The organism is Variovorax glucosi, assembly GCF_051216695.1.
Taxonomy (GTDB): Bacteria; Pseudomonadota; Gammaproteobacteria; order Burkholderiales; family Burkholderiaceae_C; genus Variovorax.
The window spans coordinates 1,074,378-1,098,627 of record NZ_JBPJZE010000002.1 but is presented as its reverse complement, the minus strand read 5'-3'; the positions used below and the strand labels follow the sequence as shown (position 1 = coordinate 1,098,627).

Below are 24,250 nucleotides of genomic sequence, written 5' to 3'. Positions count from 1 at the left end.
CATTTTAGGTCAGTTTCAGGCATTGCAAGAGGCTGAGCGGTGATTCGATCGCATCGTCTGCTCCCCAGTCCTTCGCGTCGGCTTTGGCTCCCATGTAGCCGTAAGTAGCAGCGATCGTACGCATGCCCGCAGCGCGTCCGGCAATGATGTCTCTCTCGTCATCTCCGACATACATGCACTCTGCTGGCGCCAGCCCGATGCGTCGCGCAGCCTCGAGCAGCGGTGCCGGATGTGGCTTGGCGAATGGCGTCGTGTCTCCGCTGACTACTGCACCAGCAGTCGCGAACAACGACATCGATTTCGTCAACGGCTCCGTGAAGCGTGCTGACTTGTTCGTCACCACACCCCAGTGCAAGCCGCAGTCGCGCAATGCAGCGATCAATTCCGGGACTTCGTCGAAGACCGGCGTATTGAGCAGCATGCGCGCTTCGTAGTTGAGAAAAAACTCCTCTCGCATCGCCGGAAACTCCGGCATTTCAGGCGTGATGTTGAAGGCGATACCCAACATGCCGCGTGCCCCAGACCCTGCCATGTGCCGATACGCGCTCAACGGGAGCGAAGCCATTCCCCGATCGGTGCGCATCTTGTCTGCAGCGGCGCCAAGTTCAGGCGCACTGTCGACAAGCGTACCGTCGAGGTCGAACAGAACGGCCTTGAGTTTGACGGCTTGCATCAAAGCGGCTTTCTTGTGGCAAACATGTAGTTGACGCTGGTATCAGCACTAAGCCAGTAGCGCCGGGTCAGCGGGTTGTACTGCATGCCTCGCGTGCTGTCGACTTCAAGGCCGGCGCTTCGGCAGTAGTCGGCAAGTTCGCTCGGTCGGATGAATTTCTGATACTCGTGCGTCCCTCTGGGAAGCATTCGCAGCACATATTCCGCACCGATGATGGCAAACAGGAATGCCTTCGGACTGCGATGAATCGTGGAGAAAAAGACCCAGCCACCCGGCTTCACCAGGTCGGCGCATGCCTTCACGACGGATGCAGGCTGTGGAACATGCTCAAGCATTTCCATGCATGTCACGACATCGAAGCTTGCCGGACGTTCGGCCGCCAACGCCTCCGCGCTTATCGCCCGATACTGAACACCATTGGTCGACGCCTCGAGTGCATGCAGTTGGGCAACCTTGAGCGCCTTCTCGGCAAGATCGATCCCCAGCACTTCCGCGCCCTTTCGCGCCATCGAATCCGAAAGTATCCCGCCGCCGCAGCCGATGTCCACCGCCTGCTTGCCGGAGATGGATACCAATCCGTCTATCCACTCGAGTCGCAGAGGATTGATTTCATGCAACGGTCGAAATTCGCTCTCCATATCCCACCAACGGTGAGCCAGTTCAGAAAATTTGGCGAGTTCTGCCAGATCGGCATTTACTTGATCGTTCATGTGACGATTATCCGAGATGACGCCTTTCAATCGAAAGACATGGCTATTGGACTTAATAAGTCGTCAACTGCGTGCCCATAAAAAAACCCCGCCGAAGCGGGGTTTTTTCGAGGACTCCGAAGAATCAACGATTGGCGCGGGTACCGACCACTTCGATTTCAACGCGGCGGTTCTTGGCGCGACCTTCCTTGGTGCGGTTGTCAGCGACTGGCTGCTTCTCGCCCTTGCCTTCGGTGTAGACGCGATTGCGTTCAATGCCCTTGGTCACCAGGTATGCCTTGACAGCTTCTGCGCGGCGAACCGACAGACGCTGGTTGTAAGCATCCGAACCGACGGAGTCGGTGTGACCCACGGCGATGATGACTTCGAGGTTGACACCGCTGATCTTCGAGACCAGATCGTCGAGCTTGGCGCGACCTTCTGGCTTGAGAACCGACTTGTCGAAGTCGAAGAATGCGTCGGCAGCGAAGGTCACCTTCGAGGCTGCTGGCGGCGCTGGCGGCGGCGTCGGCACCATTGGTGCTGCAGGCGTAGCCGACGGAGCTGGCGTAGCGACCGGAACCAGAGCGCCGTCGCAACCACGAGCGGCCGTTGCAGGCGTCCAGTTGGCATCGCGCCAGCACAGTTCGTTCGTGCCGTTTTTCCAGACGAGTTCGCCGGTGCCGTTCTGCCAATTGTCGATCACGGGACCGCCATTTGCTGCGGTGACACGGGTCTGCGCGCCGGCGGCAGTGGCGAGCGCAGCGACTGCAAACATCATCGCCACTTTATTCAGTTTCTTCATGGTTCTCCTCTTGGGGAAAAAGCCGCAGCCGCGCTGCGAATCAAGGACGCTTTAAGTGACCACCACCCAAAACGTTGAGGCGATTGTGCCATAGGGTCTTTGGCAAACCGGCTGCGAGCCAGGTGCGAAGCGTAGGACGAGTGCGGAATAGCCTTCATGTGTTGCGGCGTTGCGACAACTCCCAAAGCGTAAAATTCACCACTTGCTGACTGCCTGACGCTCATGACCTCGTTCGCCAAAGAAACCCTGCCCATCAGCCTCGAAGAGGAAATGCGCCGAAGCTATCTCGATTACGCCATGAGCGTCATCGTCGGCCGTGCACTTCCCGACGCCAGAGACGGTCTCAAGCCCGTGCACCGCCGCGTCCTGTTCGCGATGCACGAACTCAACAACGATTGGAATCGTCCATACAAGAAGTCGGCCCGTATCGTGGGCGACGTGATCGGCAAATACCATCCTCACGGCGATCAATCCGTTTACGACACGATCGTGCGTCTGGCGCAGAATTTTTCGATGCGCCATATGCTGGTCGATGGCCAGGGCAATTTCGGATCTGTCGATGGAGATATGGCGGCAGCAATGCGCTATACCGAAATCAGGCTTTCCAAAATTGCGCATGAAATGCTCGGCGATATCGACAAGGAAACCGTCGATTTCCAAGACAATTACGACGGCTCGGAAAAAGAGCCGATGGTGTTGCCCAGCAAGCTGCCCAATCTGCTGGTAAACGGCGCGGGCGGTATCGCGGTCGGCATGGCGACCAACATTCCGCCGCACAACCTGAACGAAGTCGTCGATGCGTGTCTGCACCTGCTGCGTCATCCGCAGGCCTCCATCGACGAACTGATGGAGATCATCCCGGCGCCCGACTTTCCGACCGCCGGCATCATCTACGGGATCAACGGCATCAAGGACGGCTACCGGACGGGTCGCGGCAAGGTCGTGATGCGCGCGCGCTGCCATTTCGAGGACATCGACCGTGGCCAGCGCCAAGCGATCGTCGTCGACGAGCTTCCTTATCAGGTGAACAAGAAGACGCTTCAGGAGCGCATGGCCGAGCTGGTGCATGAAAAGAAGATCGAAGGCATCAGCCACATCCAGGACGAATCCGACAAGTCGGGCATGCGGCTGGTCATCGAACTCAAGCGCGGCGAAGTGCCGGAAGTCGTCCTCAACAATCTGTACAAGCAGACGCAGCTGCAGGACACCTTCGGCATCAACATGGTGGCGCTGGTCAACGGCCAGCCGAAGCTTTGCAACCTGAAAGACCTGATCGAAGTCTTCCTGCAGCATCGGCGCGAAGTCGTGACGCGGCGAACCGTGTTCACGCTGCGCAAGGCGCGCGAACGCGGCCACGTGCTCGAAGGTCTGGCTGTCGCGCTGGCGAACATCGACGAGTTCATCGCAATCATCCGCAACGCGCCGACGCCGCCTGTCGCCAAGGCCGAGCTGATGACGCGTGCCTGGGACAGCAAGCTGGTGCGCGAGATGCTGACGCGCACGCGGGCGGACGGCGGCGTGATCAACGCGGACGACTATCGGCCGGACGGCCTCGAACTCGAGTTCGGCATGGGCAGCGACGGTCTGTATCGGCTCTCCGAAACGCAGGCGCAGGAAATCCTGCAGATGCGTCTGCAGCGCCTGACCGGGCTTGAACAGGACAAGATCGTTGCCGAATACCGTGAAGTGATGGCGGAGATCGATGACCTGCTCGACATCCTTTCGAAGCCGGAACGCGTCTCGGTGATCATCGGCGACGAACTGACGACGATCCGTACCGAATTCGGCCAGACCAAGCTTGGCGCGCGCCGCAGCCAGGTCGAGCACAGCGCGTTCGACCTGTCGACGGAAGACCTGATCACGCCGACCGACATGGTCGTGACGCTCTCGCACAGCGGCTACATCAAGAGCCAGCCGTTGAGCGAGTACCGCGCGCAAAAGCGCGGCGGGCGCGGCAAGCAGGCCACGGCGACGAAGGAGGACGACTGGATCGACCAGCTCTTCATCGCAAACACGCACGATTACATCCTGTGTTTCTCGAACCGCGGCCGGCTGTATTGGCTCAAGGTCTGGGAAGTGCCGGCCGGTTCGCGCGGCTCGCGCGGTCGTCCGATCGTGAACATGTTTCCGCTGCAGGAAGGCGAAAAGATCAACGTCGTGCTTGCGCTCACCGGCGAGAAGCGCACCTTCCCTGCCGATCAGTATGTGTTCATGGCAACGTCGATGGGCACGGTCAAGAAGACCACGCTCGATGAATTCAGCAATCCGCGCAAGGCGGGCATCATTGCCGTCGACCTCGATCCGGGCGACTATCTCATCGGTGCCGCGCTGACCGACGGCAAGCACGACGTGATGCTTTTCTCCGATGGCGGCAAGGCCGTGCGGTTCGACGAGAACGATGTCCGCCCGATGGGCCGGAACGCGCGCGGCGTGCGCGGCATGATGCTCGACGAAGGCCAGGGCGTGATCGCCATGCTCGTGGCAGAGGATGGAGAGCAGAGCGTGCTGACCGCGACCAGAAACGGTTACGGAAAAAGAACGAGCATTACCGAGTACACCCGACATGGTCGGGGAACCAAAGGCATGATTGCCATTCAACAGAGCGAGCGCAACGGCAAGGTCGTCGCGGCAACGCTGGTTCATGTCGACGACGAGATCATGCTGATCACCGACAAGGGTGTGCTCGTGCGCACCCGGGTCGCCGAGATCCGCGAACTCGGACGCGCCACCCAGGGCGTGACGCTGATCGGTCTCGACGAAGGCGCCAAGCTCAGCGGGCTGCAACGCATCGTCGAAAACGACGCCATCGTCGAAACCCCTGAAACACTCGAAAACAGTGACGGCGGCGATGGCGGCGATGCCGATGCCGGCGACATTTCTACACCTTCAACGGAGAATCCTCAGTGAAAAAAATCAAGCTTGCGGTCCTGACGGTCGCACTGGCAGCCAGTTCGATCGCCATGGCACAGGACAAGGCGGCGCTCGTGAAGCAATTGCTCGACGTCCAGCGCCCTGCCGTCGAAGGCATGGCCCGTATCCTCGTGAACGACTCGGTCGCCCCGATCATTCAGGCCGGTGGCGAGTACCTGCAGACCAAGGTTGCGCCCGAAAAACGCGAAGCGCTCGGCAAGGCTGCCGAAGCGGAAATCCAGAAATACGTGTCGGAAGCTTTCCCGATCGTCCGCGACAAGGCCGTGCAGCTCGCTCCGACCACGGTCGGTCCGCTGCTCGAGCAGAACTTCAACGAAGAAGAACTGAAGCAGCTGATCTCCTGGCTGAGCTCGCCGCTGAACAAGAAGTTCTCGGATCTGAATCCGCAACTTGGTTCCGCGCTGACGCAGAAGCTCGTTGCCGACGTGCGCCCGACCATCGACCCGAAGCTGCAGAACCTGAACGTCGCTGTTGCCAAGGCACTCGGCGCGCCGACTGAAGGACAGGCGCAGCCGCAGTCCAAGGCTGCACCGGCCAAAGCGCCCGTCAAGAAGTGACGCAGGCGACGGGCAAACGTCCGTACAACTTCTCGGCCGGTCCGGCCGCCATGCCCGAGGCGGTGCTTCGGCGCGCCGCAGCCGAAATGCTCGACTGGAACGGGTCGGGCATGGGCGTCATGGAAATGAGCCACCGAGGCAAGGAGTTCGGCGCAATTGCAACCAAGGCGGAAGCCGATCTGCGCAAATTGCTGGCCGTTCCGGGGAACTTCCACATCCTGTTCATGCAGGGCGGCGGACTCGGAGAGAACGCCATCGTGCCGATGAATCTGTCGCGCGGCACCGTGGCCGACTTCATCGTCACCGGCAGCTGGAGCATAAAGTCGCAGAAGGAAGCGCAACGCTATTGCGAGGCTCGCACCGCGGCTAGCAACGCGCCCGACGGTCACACGCGCCTGCCAGACCCGGCAAGCTGGAAGATTTCAGCCGACGCTTCGTACGTGCACGTTTGCACGAACGAGACGATCAACGGCGTGGAATTCCAGCAGCTGCCCGATCTGGCCGCGCTGGGAAGCAACGCGCCGCTGGTGATCGACTTTTCATCGCACGTGGCGTCGCGCTCTGTTGATTGGCGCCGCGTCGGTCTGGCCTTCGGCGGCGCACAGAAGAACATCGGGCCTGCCGGACTGACGATCGTGATCGTTCGCGACGACCTGCTGGACCGTGCGCTCAAGATCTGCCCGAGCGCCTTCAATTACAAGACGGTCGCCGACAACCAGTCGATGTACAACACGCCGCCGACCTGGGGAATCTACGTCGCCGGGCTGACTTTCGACTGGCTGCTGAATCAGACCGAAGGCGATCTCAGCGGTGTCGCTGCGATGGAACGGCGCAACATCGCCAAGGCGAAGTTGCTCTACGGTTTCATCGACGGATCGGATTTCTACGAGAACCGTGTCGATGCCGACTGTCGCTCGCGCATGAACGTACCGTTCTTCCTGCACGATCAGGATCGCAACGATGCTTTCCTGGCCGGCGCCAAGGAAGCGGGCCTGCTTCAGCTCAAGGGACACAAATCGGTCGGCGGCATGCGTGCCAGCATCTATAACGCGATGCCGATTGACGGCGTTCAGGCGCTGGTGGACTACATGAGAGAATTCGAGCGATTGCATGCCTAGCGGGATGGCCCGTGCCGGCTGCCCGAGACAGACCGATGACAGAGCCAGCACCCCACCTCCCCAGCCTCGACAGCACCAGTGACGCGACCGACAAGTCGGCCAGCCTGGCCGATTTGCGCGTCAGGATCGACTCGCTCGATCAGCAGCTGCTCGACCTGCTCAACCGGCGGGCACACATCGCCGAACTGGTCGGTGAAGTCAAGAAACGCGAGGGCACGCCTTTTTTTCGCCCCGATCGCGTTGCGCAGGTCATCGAGAAGATGCAGAAAAGCAGCGCCGGCCCGCTCAAGGGCAACCACGTCGCTGCGATCTGGCGGGAAATCATGTCGGCTTGCCTGGCGCTCGAATCCCCGCAGCGCGTCGCGGTGCTTGGGCCCGAAGGCACGTTCTGCGAGCAGGCCGCCGTCGAGTATTTTGGCGGTGCAGCAGACCTGATCTACTGCGCGAGCTTCGACGAAGTCTTCCACGCGACGGCCGCCGGCAGCGCGCAGTACGGCGTCGTCGGCGTTGAGAACTCGACCGAAGGCGTCGTCACACGCTCGCTCGACCTGTTTCTGCATTCGCCGACGCATGTCGTCGGTGAAGTCAGTCTGCTGGTGCGACACCATCTGCTGCGAACGACGAATTCGCTCGGCGACATCGAAGCGGTTCTTGCGCATCCGCAGGCGCTCGCGCAATGCCAGACCTGGCTTTCCAAACACCTGCCCAACGCGGAGCGTCGCGCTGTGTCGAGCAATGCTGAGGGCGCCCGTCTCGCGGCGACCAATCCGGCCTGGGCCGCATTGGCCAGCGATCGCGCAGCCACGCGATTCGGTCTGCATATCGTGGCGCATGCGATTCAGGACGATTCGTACAACCGCACGCGTTTCGCGATCATCTGCCTGCCGCAGACGCTGGCGATGCCGCCGGTGTCCGGCCGCGACTGCACGAGCCTCGTCGTCTCGGTGCCCAATCAGCCAGGCGCCGTGCATGACCTGCTGATGCCGCTGAAAGCGAACAACGTCTCGATGACTCGCTTCGAATCGCGCCCCGCCCGCACCGGTCAGTGGGAGTACTACTTCTACATCGACCTCGACGGCCATCCGTCGCAGCCGAACGTTGCGGCGGCGCTGGCCGAATTGCGGACGCTGTGCGCGTTCTACAAGGTGCTCGGCGCCTATCCCGTCACCTCCTGAATGCGGCCAGGTTCGATGTTCGAACAACTCGGCCTGATCGGCTGCGGCCTCATCGGCGGCTCCTTCGCACTGGCGCTCAAGCGCGCCGGACTGGTCAAGCGAGTGGTGGGCTACAGCAAATCGCCCTCCACTACCGAGCTGGCTAGGCGGCTGGGCGTGATCGACATCGAAGCGCCATCCGCGCTTCTGGCCGTTTCCGGCGCTGATCTCGTTCTGGTCGCGGTGCCGGTAGCCGCCTCCGAAGCGACCTTCAAGGCGATCCGCCATGGCCTCGTGCCCGGTGCGCTGGTGATGGACGTCGGCTCGACCAAAGGCGACGTCGTCGAAGCAGCGCGTCTGGGGCTGCAGACCGAATTCGCCAACTTCGTGCCGGCGCATCCGATCGCCGGGAAGGAGGTGGCAGGCGTCGAGCACGCGGAGGCCTCGTTGTTCGACGGCAAGCTCGTCGTGCTCACACCGGTCAAGGCCACCCGGCATGCGAACGTTCACCGCGCCGCACAGGTCTGGTCGGCCATCGGTGCCAACGTGGCGCAGATGACGCCGCAATCGCACGATGCCGCATTCGCCGCCGTCAGCCACCTGCCGCACCTGATCGCCTTCGCATATATCAATACGCTCGCTGCGCAGTCCGAAGGTGCGATGTTCATGAGGCTCGCGGGACCGGGGTTTCGCGACTTCTCTCGCATCGCGGCGAGCGATCCGGCGGTCTGGCGCGACATCCTGATGGGTAACCGCGAGCAGGTGCTGCGGCAGTCGCGCGCGTTCCGCGAAATGCTGGTCGCCTTCGAGGACAAGATCGCCGCCGGCGACGCTGCTGCGCTCGACGAGGCCATCGCCGCAGCGCGCTCGACACGCGGCCCGTGGCGCCTCGACCCTGCCGCCGCCGTTTCGCCGACTTTCTCTTTCGCTGCCGCACCCGAAGCCGCCGACAGCTCCTCCCTACCCGCCTCCGACGGCTGACGATGTACGCAACGCTTTTCCTCGATCTTCCGGCTCTCGCGTCGGCTTCCGGCACGGTCCGCCTGCCCGGCTCCAAAAGCATTTCGAACCGTGTGCTGCTGCTGGCCGCGCTCGCGAGCGGCGTCACGACCGTGCACGATCTGCTCGATTCCGATGACACGCGCGTGATGCTCGATGCGCTGCGGCAGCTGGGCTGCAGCGTGGAACAGTCCGGTGCGACCCTGCGGATCGATGGCCTGGGCGGACAGCTCAAGACGTCCCGGGCCAACCTGTTCCTCGGCAACGCCGGGACTGCCATGCGGCCGCTGACCGCTGCGCTGTCGTTGCTCGGCGGCGACTTCGAGCTCAGCGGCGTTCCGCGCATGCATGAGCGCCCGATCGGCGACCTGGTCGATGCGCTGACGCAACTCGGCTGCCGCATCGACTATCTCGGCAACCCCGGCTACCCGCCGCTGCGCATCCATCCGGTCGACCCGTCAGCACTCGCTCTCGATGTGCCGATCCGCGTGCGCGGCGACGTTTCCAGCCAGTTCCTGACCGCGCTGCTGATGGCGCTGCCGCTGGTTTCGACGCGCGACATCGTGATCGACGTCGTCGGCGAACTGATCTCCAAGCCCTACATCGAGATCACGCTCAACCTGCTTGCGCGCTTCGGCATCGACGTGCGTCGCGAAGGATGGCAGCGTTTCACCATACCGGCAGGCAGCCGATATCGGTCACCGGGCGATATCCACGTCGAGGCCGACGCGTCCTCGGCGAGCTACTTCATCGCCATGGGTGCCATCGCGGCGACCGGCAGTCCGCTGCGCATCGAAGGCGTCGGCGCGGATTCGATTCAGGGCGACATCCGTTTCGTCGATGCGGCGCGGCAAATGGGCGCTCAAGTCGACAGCGGCGCCAACTGGCTGCAAGTGAAGCGCGGCGCCTGGCCGTTGAAGGCGATCGACGTCGACGCCAACCACATACCCGATGCAGCCATGACGCTGGCGGTGATGGCGCTTTACGCCGACGGGCCGAGCACGCTGCGGAATATTGCAAGCTGGCGTGTCAAGGAAACCGATCGGATCGACGCCATGGCGGCCGAGCTGCGAAAACTCGGCGCCAAGGTCGAAGACGGGCCGGATTTCCTGCGCATCCATCCGCTGCCGGCCGACGGCTGGCGGGCTGCGTCCATCAGGACGTACGACGATCACCGCGTCGCGATGTGCTTCTCCCTGGCGGCCTTCAACCCGGCGGGCATGCCGGTGCGCATCCTCGATCCGCATTGCGTCGCCAAGACATTTCCCGACTATTTCGAGGCGATGTTTGGTGTCGTTGAACCGCTCGACGTACCGGTAATCTGCGTCGACGGCCCGACGGCATCGGGCAAGGGCACGCTCGCGGCCGAGCTCGCGAGACAGCTCGGCTATCACTATCTCGACTCGGGGTCGCTCTATCGCGTGACCGGTTTGGCCATGCGGCGTGCGGGCCTGGAGGCCGAACCGCAGCACGAAGCGCGCATCGCCGAGATAGCCCATGCGCTTCCGCTGCAGTTCAGCGAAGGCAAGGTTTTGCTCGCAGGCGAGGACGTCGGCGACGCCATCCGCACCGAAGCAGCCGGCATGGATGCCTCTCGCGTATCTGCCCTGCCGGCGGTCAGAACAGCGCTTTTCGAGCTGCAGAAACGCTTTCGACGCCTGCCCGGCCTGGTCGCGGACGGCCGCGACATGGGCACGGTGATCTTCCCTGAAGCGCCTTTGAAGATTTTTCTCACCGCCAGCGCCGGGAAACGTGCCGAGCGGCGGTATAAGCAATTGATTTCAAAGGGTATTTCGACTACAATCGATAGTCTTCGTGCCGACCTGGAAGCACGCGACGCACGGGATTCCTCCCGCAGCGTGGCGCCTCTCAAGCCGGCGACGGATGCCCGCCTCCTGGACAACTCCACTTTGTCGATCGTGCAATCGGTCGATCAGGTGCTGGACTGGTGGCGTGAAGTGCAACCCTTCAAGTCAACTTGACGGGTGTGCTGCCAACGGTCCGACAGGCTCTTGTCGCGCGACAGCGCATCGGTCTGCCGGTTTTTCAAATCTGACCCGAGCGACAAGCTCAACCAACCGCCGTCTCCAGATCAAAGCGCAGTCGCACGCAATTTCGCAATCGCGCCTGCCAACCCTGTCTGACGGAAGGAAAAATACATGTCTGAATCTTTTGCCGACCTATTCGAAGAATCGCTGAAGCGCTCTGAAATGCGCACCGGTGAAGTCATCACCGCTGAAGTCATTCGCGTTGAACACAACCACGTCGTCGTGAACGCCGGACTGAAGTCCGAAGCGTACGTGCCGATCGAGGAGTTCAAGAACGACAAGGGCGAGCTCGAAGTACAGGCCGGCGATTTCGTTTCCGTGGCCATCGGCTCGGTCGAAAACGGCTACGGCGACACCATCCTCTCGCGCGACACCGCGAAGCGTCTCGCTTCGTGGCTCGCACTCGAGAAGGCCCTGGAATCCGGCGACTTCGTCACCGGCACCACCAGCGGCAAGGTCAAGGGCGGCCTGACCGTTCTGGTCAACGGCATCCGCGCATTCCTGCCGGGTTCGCTGATCGACACGCGTCCGATCAAGGACCTGACGCCGTACGAGAACAAGACCCTCGAATTCAAGGTCATCAAGCTCGACCGCAAGCGCAACAACGTCGTGTTGTCGCGTCGTGCCGTGGTCGAAGCAAGCATGGGCGAAGAACGCGCCAAGCTGATGGAAACCCTGAAGGAAGGCGCAGTCGTGCGCGGTGTGGTCAAGAACATCACCGAATACGGCGCATTCGTCGACCTCGGCGGTATCGACGGCCTACTGCATATCACCGACATGGCATGGCGCCGTGTCCGCCACCCGAGCGAAGTCGTTCAGGCCGGCCAGGAAATCACCGCCAAGATCCTCAAGTTCGACACCGAGAAGAACCGTGTCTCGCTGGGTCTCAAGCAAATGGGCGACGACCCGTGGATGGGCGTTTCGCGCCGTTATCCGCAGTCGACCCGCCTGTTCGGCAAGGTCACGAACATTGCCGACTACGGCGCATTCGTCGAACTCGAACCCGGCATCGAGGGCCTGGTGCACGTCTCCGAAATGGACTGGACCAACAAGAACATCGCTCCGAACAAGATCGTCTCGCTCGGCGACGAAGTCGAAGTCATGGTTCTGGAAATCGACGAAGACAAGCGCCGCATCAGCCTTGGCATGAAGCAGTGCAAGGCCAATCCGTGGCAAGAGTTCGCTCAGAACACGAAGCGCGGCGACCGCGTCAAGGGCCCGATCAAGTCGATCACCGACTTCGGCGTGTTCGTGGGTCTGGCTGCCGGCATCGACGGTCTGGTTCACCTGTCCGACCTCTCGTGGAACGAAACCGGCGAAGCCGCTGTTCGCAACTACAAGAAGGGCCAGGAAGTCGAGGCTCTGGTGCTCGCAGTCGACGTCGATCGCGAACGCATCAGCCTGGGCATCAAGCAGCTGGACAGCGATCCGTTCACGACGTTCACCACCGTGAACGACAAGGGCCAGATCGTGACCGGCAAGGTCAAGACCGTGGATGCCAAGGGCGCTGAAATCGACCTCGGCGAAGATATCCTCGGCTACCTGCGCGCCAGCGAAATCTCCCGCGACCGCGTGGAAGATGCCCGCAACGTGCTGAAGGAAGGCGACGAAGTCACTGCCATCGTGCTGAACGTGGATCGCAAGACCCGCAACATCCAGCTGTCGATCAAGCAGAAGGACATGGTCGACGAACAAGGCGCCATGGCCAGCCTGAGCCAGCAGTCGTCGCGTGAGAACGCCGGCACGACCAGCCTGGGCGCCCTTCTGCGTGCCAAGCTGGACAATAGCGAAAAATAAGGGCTCGCCCCCAGGCTTGCGCACTTCGTGTCGCAGCGCCTACCCCCTACCGGGGGCAACACCAGCGGCCGGGCGGAGCCCGTTCCGCGGTGTTTTTGGAGTAAGAAAGGGTGCTTTTGGCGCCCTTTTCTTTTGCATCGTTTTCTGGCTTGAACCATGACACGCTCTGACCTTGTCGAAGAACTCGCAGCCCGTTTCGCGCAGCTGACACATCGCGATGCCGAATACGCCGTGAAGACCATCCTGGACGCGATGAGCGATGCCATGGTGCGTGGGCACCGGATCGAGATTCGGGGGTTTGGCAGCTTTTCGGTGAATCGACGGCCGCCGCGTATCGGGCGCAATCCGCGTTCGGGCGAGAGTGTCCAGATTCCTGAGAAGCGCGTACCGCATTTCAAGCCGGGCAAGGCCTTGCGCGAGGCGGTCGACGCGCGAACGGCCGAAATGGGCGATGCCAGAAGCGCTGGTACCTCAGGCAAGGCCTGATGTCTGCAAAAGTAGAATCGTCCCGCCATTGGGGACGACCATGAAATATTTGCTGTGGCTGCTGAAGGCAGCCATTTTTTTTACGCTCTTCGCATTCGCGCTGAACAACCAGCACGACGCCACCGTGTACTTCTTCTTCGGTACCAACTGGCGCGCGCCGCTGGTTCTGGTCGTGCTTGCGGCATTCGCAGGCGGCGTGGTGGTCGGCGCACTCGGGATGCTGCCGGGCTGGTGGAAGCACCGCAGCGCAGCGGCAGCGCAGTCGCCTGCCGCACGCAATCGCAGCGAAACCGTGGTTGCCGCATCGGTGGCGCCTTCATCGACGACGGCTTCGAGCCCGACCCCCGTCGCAATCACCGACCTTCCTGCCGTTCGCCAGCATGGACTCTGATTTCACCTGGCTGCTATTCGCCCTGCCCGTTGCCTTCGTCCTCGGCTGGCTCGCTTCGCGCTTCGATCTTCGGCAACTCAAGCTGGAGAACCGGCAGGCACCGAAAGCCTACTTCCGAGGCCTGAACTTCCTGCTGAACGAACAGCAGGATCAGGCCATCGATGCCTTCATCGAAGCCGTCCAGAACGACCCCGACACGCAGGAGCTGCACTTCGCGCTCGGCAACCTGTTCCGCCGTCGTGGCGAATACCAGCGCGCCGTCCGCGTGCATGAACATCTGCTGGGTCGCGGCGACCTGTCGCGCGCCGACCGCGAGCGCGCGCAACATGCGCTGGCACAGGACTTTCTGCGTGCGGGCCTGCTCGACCGGGCGGAAGCTGCGCTGCAGAAGCTCGAAGGCACACGCTACGAAAACGAATCGCGACTGTCGCTGCTCGCCATCTACGAACGTTCGCGCGAGTGGGCGCAGGCCTCCCTGGTCGCGCAGAAGCTCGACGCTTCCGATCAGGCCAGCTACATCACCCGGCGTGCGCATTACCTGTGCGAGCAGGCAGCCGAGCAGCTTGCTGCGGGCGACATCGCCGCAGCCGGCGCGCTGCTGGCCGATGCCGTTGCGCTCGCTCCCCAGGCGCCGCGCCCTGCGATCGACTCCGCGTCGCTGCAACTGCGCAACGGCGATGCCGGCGCCGCGCTCGACACGCTGATGGCACTTGCAGAAACCGCCCCGGTGGCGCTACCGCTCTACGCCGCAACGCTGCAGCAGGCAGCTGTGGCGGCGCATCGCACCGGCGAAGCGCTGTCTCTGCTGCAACGCCGGTACGCGGAGATGCCGTCGATCGATGTGCTCGAAGCCGTCATCGCGCTCGGTGGCACCACCGAAGGCGCCACCACCGATGCAACACCGCGCGACGGCTACATCGCGCATCTCGCACATCAGCCCTCGCTAGTAGCCGCTTCGCGCTGGCTTGCCGGCGAGACTTTCAAACATGAACAATTTCATCCGCAAGTTCAGCGGGCGCTCGATCAGGCGACGCGTCCGTTGATGCGCTATCGCTGCGCAGCCTGCGGCTTCGAGGCGCATCAACACTTCTGGCACTGCCCGGGCTGCCAGGCCTGGGACAGCTATCCGCCACGACGGGTGGAAGAACTCTGACCCAACTACCAAAGTAGTACATCGCATGTAAGGCTGATCGAAGCAACCGGGTAACCTGCGCGCGCGCCTCGCGCAAGCGACCAGCGCATGTTGTTTCTTTCAATCAAAAAACTCAGGGAGAGTGTTTACATGTTCAAGAAAATTCTGGCTGCCGTGGTCATGCTGGCTGCAGCGACCGCCTTTGCGGCGGTCGATGTCAACAAGGGAACGGCTGCGGAGCTCGACGGACTCAAGGGCGTCGGGCCCAGCATGTCGAAGCACATCATCGAAGCGCGAGAGCAAGGCGCTTTCAAGAACTGGTCGGACTTCATGACCCGCGTGAAGGGCATCAAGGAAAAGAAAGCTTCGAAGCTGTCGGCTGAAGGCATGACCGTGAACGGTCAGGCATTCGACGGCGCAACGGTCGTCAAGGCCGAGTCGAAGATGCATCCGGTCAAAGCGAAATAAGCATTCGCGACCCATGACAAGCCGCCTCCGGGCGGCTTTTCTTTTTCCTCGCGCGTCAGGGATAAACCTGAAAGATGGCCCGAAATTTGCACGCAAAGTGCACACAACGTTTCAGACGTTTGAATACATTCCATCCAATCCCCTTCCGGAGAATTCATGAACTTCAAGTTCACCCGCGTGATGCAGGCGTCTTTCACTGCATTCGCAGTCCTCGCTGTCAGCGCAGCCGCCCACGCGCAAGCCAAGTGGGACCTGCCGACCGCCTACCCGGCCACGAACTACCACACCGAGAACATTGCGCAGTTCGCGAAAGATGTCGATGCGGCGACCGGCGGCAAGCTGAAGATCACGGTTCACGCGAACGCATCGCTGTTCAAGGCGCCGGAAATCAAGCGCGCGGTTCAGAGCGGCCAGGCCCAGGCCGGTGAGATCCTGCTGGCGAACTATGCCAACGAAAACCCGATCTATGCACTCGACGGCGTTCCCTTCCTCGCGACCACCTACCCGGACGCCATGAAGCTCTATGCCGCGTCCAAGCCGGCGACCGAGAAGCTTCTGGCCGCGCAAGGCATCAAGGTGCTGTTCATGGTGCCGTGGGCGCCGCAGGGCATCTATTCGAAGAAGGAGATCAGCTCGGTCGCCGATCTGCGCGGCATCAAGTGGCGCGCCTATAGCCCGGCCACGGCCAAGATCGCCGAACTGGTCGGCGCGCAGCCGGTGCAGATCCAGCAGGCCGAACTCAGCGCCGCCATGGCGACAGGCGTGATCGAGAGCTACATGAGCTCCGGCTCGACCGGGTACGACACCAAGACCTACGAGAGCATCAAGAACTTCTACGACACGCAGGCCTGGATTCCGAAGAACGCGATCCTCGTCAATGCCAAGTCCTTCGACGCGCTCGACGCGCCGACCAAGGCCGCCGTGCTCAAGGCCGCCGCCGATCCTGAAACCCGCGGCTGGAAGACTGCTGAAGCCAAGAACGACGAGTACAAGAAGTTGCTCGCCGAGCGCGGCATGAAGATCCACAAGCCGTCGCCGAAGCTCGACGCCGACATGCGCCAGGTCGGCGGCATCATGCAGGCCGACTGGCTCAAGGCAGCCGGTGCCGACGGCGCCGCGATCGTCGATACCTACAAGAAAAAGTAAGTCGTGCGCCGATTCCTCGATCGTCTGTACGACGGCGCAGGCGCGCTGGGCGCGTTCTGCATCTTCCTGATCTTCGTGCTGATGATCGTCGCCGGCGTGGGCCGGCAGATGAACTGGCACGTGAGCGGGCTCAACGACGTCGTGGCCTGGCTCTGCGCCGCAGCCGCTTTCATGGCGATGGCGCATGCCTTCCGTCACGGCGACTTCGTGCGCGTCACGCTGCTGCTCGACGCGGTGCCGCTCAAGGTGCGCCGCATCCTCGACGTGGTCTGCCTGCTGATCGCATCGGTCTCGGTGGCTTACCTGACCTACGCGGCCACCAGCTTCACCTGGGAAAGCTACGAATTCGCCGAGATGGCGACCGGCCTGGTCGTGATCCCGATCTGGATTCCGCAAGCGACTTTCGTGATTGGCTGCTGGCTGCTGCTGATCGCGATGGTCGACGAACTCGTGGGCGTGGTTCGCGGCGAAAAGCCGAGCTACCAGCGCGCCATCGAAGAGCGGCATGCCGCCGGCGACTTCTCTTCCGACGTCTGAACGTAGAACGCCATGATTGAAACTTTATTGATGGGCGCCTTGCTGCTCGTCATCATGCTGGTGCTGCTGGCCGGCGGCGTGTGGATCGCGATGACGCTGGCCATCGTGGGCTGGGTCGGACAGGCTTTCTTCACCAGCACACTGCCGGCGAAGAACCTGTTCTCGTCGTTTTGGGAAAGCAATGCGAGCTGGGAACTGGCCGCGCTGCCGCTGTTCATCTGGATGGGCGAGATCCTGTTCCGAACCAAGCTCAGCGAGGAGATGTTCGAGGGCCTGCGCCCCTGGCTGAACCGCATTCCAGGCCGGCTGATGCACACGACGATCATCGGCTGCGGCGTGTTCGGCTCGGTCTCCGGATCTTCTGCCGCGACCTGCGCGACGATCGCAAAGGTCGCGCTGCCCGAACTCAAGCGCCGTGGCTACGACGAGAAGCTGGCCATCGGCTCGCTGGCGACGGCTGGAACGCTCGGCATCCTGATCCCGCCGTCGATCACGATGGTGGTGTACGCGGTGGCAGCGGATGCGTCGATCATCCGCATCTTCCTGGCAGGCTTCCTGCCCGGCCTGCTGCTGATGCTGCTGTTCTCGGGCTACATCGCCTGGTGGAGCCTTCGCAATCCCGACAAGGTGCCGCCGGCCGATCCGCCGACGACCTTCATGGAGAAGATGCGGCTGTCGGGCAACCTGATTCCATGTGCGCTGCTGATCGTCTTCATCGTCTGGGTGCTGGTCGCGGGTTGGGCCACGGCTACCGAATGCGCAGCCTTCGGCGTGCTCGGGTCGCTGGCCATCGCCGCTTACGGACGCAGCCTGACCTGGCAGAACTTCAAGGACGCGCTGATGGGCGCGACGCGAACCAGCTGCATGATCATGTTCATCCTGGCAGGCGCGGCGTTCCTGACCAAGACCATGGCCTTCACCGGCATTCCGCGCGAACTGGCGGAGTGGGTCGACAGCATGCACCTGTCGCCGTACACGCTGATCGGCGCGCTGGTCGTGGTGTATCTGGTGCTGGGCACCGCGCTCGACGGCATCTCGATGATCGTGCTGACCAGCGCAGTCGTGCTGCCGATGATCCAGAAGGCCGGATTCGACCTCGTCTGGTTCGGCATCTTCATCGTGCTTCTCGTGGAAATCGCCGAGGTAACGCCGCCGGTGGGCTTCAATCTCTTCGTGTTGCAGAACATGACCGGGAAGGACAGCAACGTGATCGCCCTGGCCGCGATTCCGTTCTTCTTCTGCCTGGTGGTCTGCATTGCGCTGATCACGATCTTCCCGAGCATCGTGACGATATTGCCGGACCTTTTCATGGGCGCCGAAAAGTAGCGCGACACATCGGCTTCGGATAATGGCGCCATGTTTCTGAACGCCGTCGCCATCTGCTTCGCCGCCTGCATCGGCGCCCTGCTCCGCTGGGGCGTGTCGATGTGGCTGAACCCGGGGGCGCTGATTCCCTGGGGAACGCTGGCGGTGAATCTGGTCGGCGGCTACCTGATCGGCATCGCGATCGGCGTGTTCGCTGCCATGCCCGACATCAATCCGGCATGGCGGCTGATGGCGATCACCGGATTTCTCGGAACACTGACGACGTTCTCGAGCTTTTCAGCCGAGACGGTGGGCATGCTGATGGCGGGCCGTACCGGTCTCGCACTGAGCACGATCGCGCTGCATCTGGGCGGATCGCTGTGTCTGACATGGCTCGGTCTGCGCACGGTCCAGGCCTTCGCCAACTGACGTTTCGAAGGTTTTTCAAGGGGTGTCGGTCGAGACCCCGCCGATAGAATCCCCACGCAATGCCCCTGGTCCTTCTCGTCGCACTCCCCTTCATCGCCAGCGTCTTCGCGGCGTTCCTGCCGGCCAACGCCCGCAACAGGGAATCGACGCTCGCAGGAATGGTGGCGCTGGGCTGCGCGATCCAGACGGCGCTGATGTTCCCGAAGCTGGCCGACGGCAATGTGATCCGCTACCAGGTCGAGTGGCTGCCGGCGCTGGGCCTCGATCTCAGCTTCCGCATGGACGGCTTCGCTTGGCTGTTCTGCATGCTGGTGCTGGGCATCGGCGCACTGGTGGTGCTCTATGCGCGCTACTACATGTCGGCCTCCGACCCGGTGCCGCGCTTCTTCTCGTTCTTCCTCGCCTTCATGGGCGCGATGATGGGCGTGGTTCTCTCCGGCAACATCGTCCAGATGGTGCTGTTCTGGGAGCTGACCAGCCTCTTCTCGTTCCTGCTGATCGGCTACTGGCACCACCGGCGCGACGCACGGCGCGGGGCGCGGATGGCACTCACGGTGACGGGTGCCGGCGGGCTGTGTCTGCTGGCCGGTGTGCTGATCCTGGGCCGCGTCGTCGGCAGCTACGACCTCGACACGGTGCTGGCTTCCGGTGACCTGATCCGCGCCAGCTCGCTCTACACGCCGATGCTGGTCTTGATGCTGCTCGGTGCCTTCACCAAGAGTGCGCAGTTCCCGTTCCATTTCTGGCTGCCGCGCGCCATGGCCGCGCCGACGCCCGTCTCCGCGTACCTGCATTCGGCCACGATGGTGAAGCTGGGCGTGTTCCTCATGGCGCGCTTCTGGCCGGTTCTCTCGGGCACGCCCGAATGGTTCTGGCTGGTCGGCGGCGCGGGCGCGATCACTTTTCTGCTCGGCGGCTACATCGCGATGTTCCAGCGCGACCTGAAGGCGCTGCTGGCCTACTCGACGATCTCGCACCTGGGGCTGATCACGCTGCTGCTCGGCCTCAACAGTCCGCTGGCCGCCGTCGCGGCGGTGTTCCACGTCATGAACCACGCGACCTTCAAGGCTTCGCTCTTCATGGCCGCCGGCATCATCGACCATGAAACCGGCACCCGCGACATCCGCAAGCTCAGCGGCCTGATGCGGCTGATGCCGATCACCGGCACGCTCGCGATCATCGCCAGCGCCTCGATGGCCGGCGTGCCGTTGTTGAACGGCTTCCTGTCGAAGGAAATGTTCTTCGCCGAGACGGTGTACATCAGCACGACGCCATGGCTCGACTACAGCCTGCCGATCATTGCGACGCTCGGCGGGATCTTCAGCGTGGCCTATTCGGCGCGCTTCGTATTCGACGTCTTCTTCGGACCGCCGTGCGGCGACGACGTGCCCAAGACGCCGCACGAGCCGCCGCACTGGATGCGTGTGCCGGTCGAACTGCTGGTGCTGGTCTGCCTGGTGGTCGGCGTGGCGCCGGCATGGTCGGTCGGCCAGATGCTCGCCGCGGCCGCAACGCCGGTGGTCGGCGGCGAACTGCCCGAATACAGCCTCGCGGTCTGGCACGGATTCAATCTGCCGCTGCTGATGAGCTTCATCGCGCTGGCCGGCGGCGCTGCGCTGTATCTGGTGCAGCGCAAGGGTCGCTCGCACGGACATCTGTCGCACACGCCGCTGCTGCATCGCTTCGACGGCCAGCGCATCTTCGAGAACCTGCTGGCGCGCCTGAGCGAAGCCGGACGCCGCAGTCGACGCATCTTCGGTACGCAGCGCCTGCAATCGCAGCTGCTGCTGCTGGTGCTGGTGGCGCTCGGCGGTGCCACGGCATCGGTGATGCTGAGCCCGGCGCAACGCGGCACACGCGAACTGCTCGCCTTCTCGCCGATGTTCGCGATGACCTGGCTGATCGGCATCGTCTGTGCGCTGGCTGCGGCTTGGCAGGCCAAGTTCCATCGGCTGGCCTCGCTGATGCTGGCCGCTGCGTCGGGCCTGGTCTGCTGCATCACCTACATCTGGTTCTCCGCGCCCGACCTGGCGCTGACGCAGCTTGTGGTGGAGGCCGTCACGACCGTGCTGATCCTGCTCGGCCTGCGCTGGTTGCCTTTGCGCAAGCAGTCGGCGATCCAGCCGGCTTCGCAGCGTCTGCGTCCGTGGGGTCGACGCGGCCGCGACCTGATCGTCGCGGCGCTTGCCGGCCTCGGCATGGCGGGCCTCGCCTGGACAATGATGACGCGCCCGTTTCCCAACAGCATTTCGCCCTTCTTCCTCGACCGCGCGTTGACCGAAGGCGGTGGCACCAATGTCGTCAACGTGATGCTGGTCGACTTCCGGGGCTTCGATACCTTCGGCGAGATCAGCGTGCTCGGCTGCGTCGCGCTCACCGTCTATGCACTGCTGCGCCGCTTCCGGCCGGCGCCCGAATCGATGGCGCTGCCTGCCCAGCAACGCGCGCAGGCCGACGACGGCAGCAGCGACCTGCTGAATCCGCGCCGCGCCAAGGACACAGCCATCGGCTACCTCATGGTGCCGGCCGTGCTGGTGCGGCTGCTGCTGCCGCTGGCTGTGCTGGTGTCGTTCTACTTCTTCATGCGCGGCCACAACTCGCCGGGCGGCGGCTTCGTCGCGGGGCTGGTGATGTCGGTGGCGCTGGTGCTGCAATTTATCGTCTCCGGCACCGAATGGGTCGAGGAACACCTGCGCATCTATCCGCGTCGCTGGATCGCGCTGGGCCTGCTGTTCGCGCTGGCGACGGGTGTCGGTTCGATCGTCGTCGGCTATCCGTTCATGACCACGCACACCGCTCACTTCGACCTTCCGCTGCTCGGCGAAATCCACGTGCCGAGTGCGCTGTTCTTCGATCTCGGCGTGTTTTCGCTGGTGCTCGGCGCGACGATGCTGATCCTGACTGCACTGGCCCACCAGTCGGTGCGCAGCCATCGATGGGCCGACGAACAGGACGAGAAGAAAGCCGAGATCGAGGCCGAGAAGGTTCGCATCGCTGAAGAGGCCGGCACCGAAGAAATGAAGGGAGCGCACTGATGGAAATCGTCCTCGCGATCGCCATCGGCGTCATGACCAGTTCGGGCGTCTATCTGCTGCTTAGGCCGCGCACCTTCCAGGTCATCATGGGCCTTGTGCTGATCTCGTATGCCGTCAATCTGTTCATCTTCAGCATGGGTCGTCTCAAGGTCGACAGCGAGCCGGTGCTCGTCGACGGCATCACAGCCACGCTGGCCAACACCGCAGACCCGCTTCCGCAGGCGCTGGTGCTCACCGCCATCGTCATCGGCTTCGCCATGACGGCGCTGTTCCTGGTCGTGATGCTGGCTTCGCGCGGTCTGAGCGGCAACGACCACGTCGATGGAACCGAGCGGCGCGAAGGGCGCGAGGAATGATCGACTTCAGCCAGATCACGCGCCTGCTCGACAGCCTGCTCGACTTCACGATGCCGCACCTGGTGGCGGTGCCGATCCTGGTGCCGATGCTCACCGCGGCGCTGATGCTGCTGCTCGGCGAGCAACGCCGGCGGCTTAAATCGGCGCTCAGCGTCGCGTCGGGACTGGTCGGCCTGCTTGCCGCACTCGCGCTGCTGCGTTGGGTGAACGCCGACGGCACCGGCAGCGGACCCGGCTCGATTGGCGTCTACCTGCCGGGCAACTGGCGCGCGCCGTTCGGCATCGTGCTGGTCGCGGACCGGCTTTCGACGCTCATGGTCGCGCTCACAGGCGTGGTCGCATTTGCCGCTTCGATCTATTCGACGTCGCGCTGGGACCGGGCCGGCGTGCATTTCCATCCCCTGCTGCAACTCCAGCTGATGGGACTGAACGGTGCCTTCCTCACGGGCGACCTGTTCAATCTCTTCGTCTTCTTCGAAGTGATGCTGGCTGCGTCTTACGGCCTGCTGCTGCATGGTTCGGGTCGGCTGCGCGTGCGGGCCGGGCTGCATTACATCGCGATCAACCTCGCAGCCTCGTCGCTGTTCCTGATCGGTGCCGCGCTGCTCTACGGCGTGACCGGCACGCTCAACATGGCCGATCTCGGCTTGCGCATCGTGCAGCTCGACGCCGCGGATCGCGGACTGGTTCATGCCGCCGCCGCGATTCTCTGCACGGCGTTCTTCGCGAAGGCCGGCGCATGGCCGCTCAACTTCTGGCTGGTGCCCGCGTACAGTGCGGCCGTGTCGCCGGTCAGCGCCGTGTTCGCGCTGCTGACCAAGCTCGGCGTCTACACGATCCTGCGTCTCTGGACGCTGCTCTTCGCACCCGACACCGGCGTGTCCGCCCAGTTCGGCCAGGTGGTGCTGATGTCGATGGGCATGCTCACGCTGGCCATCGGCGCGCTCGGCATTCTGGGAACGCAGCGGCTGTCGAATCTGGCGGGCTACAGCGTGCTGGTGTCCGCCGGAACGCTGCTGACGGCGGTCGGCCTGGGTCAGCCTGCCGTCTGGGCCGGCGCGTTGTACTACCTGCCGAGTTCGACTCTGGCCGTCGCAGCGTTCTTCCTTCTGATCGACATGATCGAGCGCTGGCGCAATGAAGGCGCCAGCATCGCGCCACACGAGAAACGGGGCGCCGCGCCCTTCCTCACCGAAGACCTCAAGGCCGCCGACCAGGTGAATCTGGACGACGAACAGCAGGCGCTGTTCGGCCGCGCGATTCCTGCTGGCGTCGCATTTCTCGGGCTCGGCTTCATCGCATGCACGCTGCTGCTGGCCGGCCTGCCACCATTTTCCGGCTTCATCGGCAAGTTCGCGATGCTCTCGGGACTGCTGGACGCACCGACGGTCGGCAGTGCCGGCTGGACCTTCGTCGTGCTGCTGCTGGTGTCGGGCTTCTTCACGCTGGTGGCATTCAGCCGCACCGGCATACGGCATTTCTGGACGCAGCGGCTGGATTCCATGCCGGCTCTCCGCGCAATGGAGGTCCTTCCGGTCGCGGCGCTGCTCGCTGCGGCCGTCGCGCTCACGGTCGGCGCCGGCCCGGTCATGCTGCACGCGAGCGCCACGGCCGAAGGGCTATATGCGCCGTCGGCCTACCGCGAAGCGGTCATGACGGCGCGACAGGTGCCGAATCCGGCATCGGCCAAACCATGATCAAACGCCTCATTCCGTCGCCGCCGCTGTCGCTCGCATTGTTCGTGGTGTGGGTGCTGCTCAACCAGTCGCTGCACTTCGCGACACTGGTGCTCGCCGCGATCCTCGCCATCGTCGTGCCGCTGATCACGCGCGGCCTGCGCCCGGCCGCGGTGCGCATGCGCAGGCCGGGCGTCGCGCTCCGGCTCACCGCACGGGCACTGGTCGACATGGTGCATTCCGCATTGACGGTCGCCAAGGCGTTGCTGACGCGCCGGCCGTCCAGCCTGCGACCGGCATTCGTCGTCGTCCCGCTGGATGTGCGCGACCCGAACGCGCTTGCCGTGCTCGCGATGATCCTCTGCCTCACGCCCGGCACGGCCTGGGGCGAACTGGCGCTCGACCGCTCGACATTGCTCATCCATGTGTTCGATCTCGAGGACGAGGCGGCCTTCATCGACCTGGTCAAGACGCGCTACGAACGCCCGCTGATGGAGATCTTCGAATCATGACGAGAA

At 63.2% G+C, this 24,250-nt stretch carries 22 protein-coding genes; 19 read left to right on the top strand and 3 right to left on the bottom strand.

The annotated features are described in order from the left end of the window. Positions 1-4: 4 nt before the first annotated feature. The 3 genes from ACSFA3_RS13355 to ompA all read right to left on the bottom strand — a co-directional run bounded on the left by ACSFA3_RS13355 (position 5) and on the right by ompA (position 2,167). On the bottom strand, positions 5-673 hold the full coding sequence (locus ACSFA3_RS13355) for an HAD family hydrolase (RefSeq protein ID WP_435505924.1): 669 nt from the start codon (positions 671-673) through the stop codon (positions 5-7). Next, on the bottom strand, positions 673-1,383 hold the full coding sequence (gene ubiG / locus ACSFA3_RS13350) for a bifunctional 2-polyprenyl-6-hydroxyphenol methylase/3-demethylubiquinol 3-O-methyltransferase UbiG (protein ID WP_435505923.1): 711 nt from the start codon (positions 1,381-1,383) through the stop codon (positions 673-675). Before ubiG ends, ACSFA3_RS13355 begins: the two co-directional genes overlap by 1 nt. A gap of 124 nt (positions 1,384-1,507) precedes the next feature. Further along, a complete protein-coding gene (gene ompA / locus ACSFA3_RS13345) occupies positions 1,508-2,167 on the bottom strand; it encodes an outer membrane protein OmpA (protein WP_435505922.1) in 660 nt (219 codons plus the stop codon). Between the two features lie 222 nt (positions 2,168-2,389). On the opposite strand from ompA, the gene gyrA reads away from it, so the two are divergent. The 19 genes from gyrA to ACSFA3_RS13250 all read left to right on the top strand — a co-directional run bounded on the left by gyrA (position 2,390) and on the right by ACSFA3_RS13250 (position 24,244). Beyond that, positions 2,390-5,074: a DNA gyrase subunit A gene (gyrA, locus tag ACSFA3_RS13340; RefSeq protein ID WP_435505921.1), complete on the top strand. Its 2,685-nt coding sequence runs from the start codon at positions 2,390-2,392 to the stop codon at positions 5,072-5,074. Further along, the gene (locus ACSFA3_RS13335; RefSeq protein ID WP_435505920.1) at positions 5,071-5,655 is read left to right on the top strand and encodes a DUF2059 domain-containing protein; all 585 of its coding nucleotides are present in this window, start codon (positions 5,071-5,073) and stop codon (positions 5,653-5,655) included. The genes gyrA and ACSFA3_RS13335 overlap by 4 nt, the downstream gene beginning before the upstream one ends. Positions 5,656-5,705: 50 nt before the next feature. Then, positions 5,706-6,773 (top strand): 3-phosphoserine/phosphohydroxythreonine transaminase, encoded by a 1,068-nt coding sequence (serC, locus tag ACSFA3_RS13330; protein ID WP_435506223.1) that lies wholly within the window; start codon positions 5,706-5,708, stop codon positions 6,771-6,773. A gap of 35 nt (positions 6,774-6,808) precedes the next feature. After that, positions 6,809-7,948 (top strand): prephenate dehydratase, encoded by a 1,140-nt coding sequence (pheA, locus tag ACSFA3_RS13325; RefSeq protein WP_435505919.1) that lies wholly within the window; start codon positions 6,809-6,811, stop codon positions 7,946-7,948. A gap of 15 nt (positions 7,949-7,963) precedes the next feature. Beyond that, positions 7,964-8,908: a prephenate dehydrogenase gene (locus tag ACSFA3_RS13320; protein WP_435505918.1), complete on the top strand. Its 945-nt coding sequence runs from the start codon at positions 7,964-7,966 to the stop codon at positions 8,906-8,908. Positions 8,909-8,910: 2 nt separating this feature from the next. Then, positions 8,911-10,908, top strand: coding sequence for a bifunctional 3-phosphoshikimate 1-carboxyvinyltransferase/cytidylate kinase (locus ACSFA3_RS13315; protein WP_435505917.1), 1,998 nt, complete (start codon positions 8,911-8,913; stop codon positions 10,906-10,908). A 177-nt stretch (positions 10,909-11,085) separates the two neighbouring features. Continuing rightward, positions 11,086-12,771 (top strand): 30S ribosomal protein S1, encoded by a 1,686-nt coding sequence (rpsA, locus tag ACSFA3_RS13310; RefSeq protein ID WP_435505916.1) that lies wholly within the window; start codon positions 11,086-11,088, stop codon positions 12,769-12,771. Between the two features lie 156 nt (positions 12,772-12,927). After that, a complete protein-coding gene (locus ACSFA3_RS13305) occupies positions 12,928-13,257 on the top strand; it encodes an integration host factor subunit beta (protein ID WP_435505915.1) in 330 nt (109 codons plus the stop codon). A 40-nt stretch (positions 13,258-13,297) separates the two neighbouring features. Next, positions 13,298-13,648, top strand: coding sequence for a LapA family protein (locus tag ACSFA3_RS13300; RefSeq protein ID WP_435505914.1), 351 nt, complete (start codon positions 13,298-13,300; stop codon positions 13,646-13,648). Then, a complete protein-coding gene (gene lapB, locus ACSFA3_RS13295) occupies positions 13,638-14,801 on the top strand; it encodes a lipopolysaccharide assembly protein LapB (protein ID WP_435505913.1) in 1,164 nt (387 codons plus the stop codon). Before ACSFA3_RS13300 ends, lapB begins: the two co-directional genes overlap by 11 nt. Before the next feature lie 129 nt (positions 14,802-14,930). After that, complete coding sequence (locus ACSFA3_RS13290; protein ID WP_435505912.1) at positions 14,931-15,248, top strand: ComEA family DNA-binding protein; 318 nt, start codon at positions 14,931-14,933, stop codon at positions 15,246-15,248. A 156-nt stretch (positions 15,249-15,404) separates the two neighbouring features. Further along, positions 15,405-16,394 (top strand): TRAP transporter substrate-binding protein, encoded by a 990-nt coding sequence (locus ACSFA3_RS13285; protein WP_435505911.1) that lies wholly within the window; start codon positions 15,405-15,407, stop codon positions 16,392-16,394. A gap of 3 nt (positions 16,395-16,397) precedes the next feature. After that, entirely contained in the window at positions 16,398-16,931 is a 534-nt protein-coding gene (locus tag ACSFA3_RS13280) for a TRAP transporter small permease (RefSeq protein ID WP_435505910.1), read from the top strand. Positions 16,932-16,943: 12 nt separating this feature from the next. Beyond that, entirely contained in the window at positions 16,944-18,257 is a 1,314-nt protein-coding gene (locus ACSFA3_RS13275; protein WP_435505909.1) for a TRAP transporter large permease, read from the top strand. Between the two features lie 30 nt (positions 18,258-18,287). Beyond that, the gene (crcB, locus tag ACSFA3_RS13270; protein ID WP_435505908.1) at positions 18,288-18,665 is read left to right on the top strand and encodes a fluoride efflux transporter CrcB; all 378 of its coding nucleotides are present in this window, start codon (positions 18,288-18,290) and stop codon (positions 18,663-18,665) included. 59 nt (positions 18,666-18,724) lie between these two features. Next, positions 18,725-21,700 carry a monovalent cation/H+ antiporter subunit A gene (locus tag ACSFA3_RS13265; protein WP_435505907.1) on the top strand — a complete coding sequence of 992 codons (2,976 nt, stop codon included), beginning with the start codon at positions 18,725-18,727 and terminating at the stop codon, positions 21,698-21,700. Continuing rightward, the gene (locus ACSFA3_RS13260; protein ID WP_435505906.1) at positions 21,700-22,056 is read left to right on the top strand and encodes a Na+/H+ antiporter subunit C; all 357 of its coding nucleotides are present in this window, start codon (positions 21,700-21,702) and stop codon (positions 22,054-22,056) included. Before ACSFA3_RS13265 ends, ACSFA3_RS13260 begins: the two co-directional genes overlap by 1 nt. Continuing rightward, complete coding sequence (locus tag ACSFA3_RS13255; protein WP_435505905.1) at positions 22,053-23,753, top strand: monovalent cation/H+ antiporter subunit D; 1,701 nt, start codon at positions 22,053-22,055, stop codon at positions 23,751-23,753. The genes ACSFA3_RS13260 and ACSFA3_RS13255 overlap by 4 nt, the downstream gene beginning before the upstream one ends. Further along, positions 23,750-24,244 carry a Na+/H+ antiporter subunit E gene (locus ACSFA3_RS13250; protein WP_435505904.1) on the top strand — a complete coding sequence of 165 codons (495 nt, stop codon included), beginning with the start codon at positions 23,750-23,752 and terminating at the stop codon, positions 24,242-24,244. The genes ACSFA3_RS13255 and ACSFA3_RS13250 overlap by 4 nt, the downstream gene beginning before the upstream one ends. Positions 24,245-24,250 lie beyond the last annotated feature (6 nt).

Coding starts and splice junctions, on each gene's coding strand:
- ACSFA3_RS13265 (WP_435505907.1), top strand. CDS start 18,725: ATGCCCCTGGTCCTTCTCGTCGCACTCCCCTTCATCGCCAGCGTCTTC.
- crcB (WP_435505908.1), top strand. CDS start 18,288: ATGTTTCTGAACGCCGTCGCCATCTGCTTCGCCGCCTGCATCGGCGCC.
- ACSFA3_RS13275 (WP_435505909.1), top strand. CDS start 16,944: ATGATTGAAACTTTATTGATGGGCGCCTTGCTGCTCGTCATCATGCTG.
- pheA (WP_435505919.1), top strand. CDS start 6,809: ATGACAGAGCCAGCACCCCACCTCCCCAGCCTCGACAGCACCAGTGAC.
- ACSFA3_RS13250 (WP_435505904.1), top strand. CDS start 23,750: ATGATCAAACGCCTCATTCCGTCGCCGCCGCTGTCGCTCGCATTGTTC.
- ompA (WP_435505922.1), bottom strand. CDS start 2,167: ATGAAGAAACTGAATAAAGTGGCGATGATGTTTGCAGTCGCTGCGCTC.
- ACSFA3_RS13285 (WP_435505911.1), top strand. CDS start 15,405: ATGAACTTCAAGTTCACCCGCGTGATGCAGGCGTCTTTCACTGCATTC.
- gyrA (WP_435505921.1), top strand. CDS start 2,390: ATGACCTCGTTCGCCAAAGAAACCCTGCCCATCAGCCTCGAAGAGGAA.
- ACSFA3_RS13315 (WP_435505917.1), top strand. CDS start 8,911: ATGTACGCAACGCTTTTCCTCGATCTTCCGGCTCTCGCGTCGGCTTCC.
- ACSFA3_RS13305 (WP_435505915.1), top strand. CDS start 12,928: ATGACACGCTCTGACCTTGTCGAAGAACTCGCAGCCCGTTTCGCGCAG.
- ACSFA3_RS13260 (WP_435505906.1), top strand. CDS start 21,700: ATGGAAATCGTCCTCGCGATCGCCATCGGCGTCATGACCAGTTCGGGC.
- ubiG (WP_435505923.1), bottom strand. CDS start 1,383: ATGAACGATCAAGTAAATGCCGATCTGGCAGAACTCGCCAAATTTTCT.
- serC (WP_435506223.1), top strand. CDS start 5,706: ATGCCCGAGGCGGTGCTTCGGCGCGCCGCAGCCGAAATGCTCGACTGG.
- lapB (WP_435505913.1), top strand. CDS start 13,638: ATGGACTCTGATTTCACCTGGCTGCTATTCGCCCTGCCCGTTGCCTTC.
- ACSFA3_RS13300 (WP_435505914.1), top strand. CDS start 13,298: ATGAAATATTTGCTGTGGCTGCTGAAGGCAGCCATTTTTTTTACGCTC.
- rpsA (WP_435505916.1), top strand. CDS start 11,086: ATGTCTGAATCTTTTGCCGACCTATTCGAAGAATCGCTGAAGCGCTCT.
- ACSFA3_RS13290 (WP_435505912.1), top strand. CDS start 14,931: ATGTTCAAGAAAATTCTGGCTGCCGTGGTCATGCTGGCTGCAGCGACC.
- ACSFA3_RS13255 (WP_435505905.1), top strand. CDS start 22,053: ATGATCGACTTCAGCCAGATCACGCGCCTGCTCGACAGCCTGCTCGAC.
- ACSFA3_RS13320 (WP_435505918.1), top strand. CDS start 7,964: ATGTTCGAACAACTCGGCCTGATCGGCTGCGGCCTCATCGGCGGCTCC.
- ACSFA3_RS13355 (WP_435505924.1), bottom strand. CDS start 673: ATGCAAGCCGTCAAACTCAAGGCCGTTCTGTTCGACCTCGACGGTACG.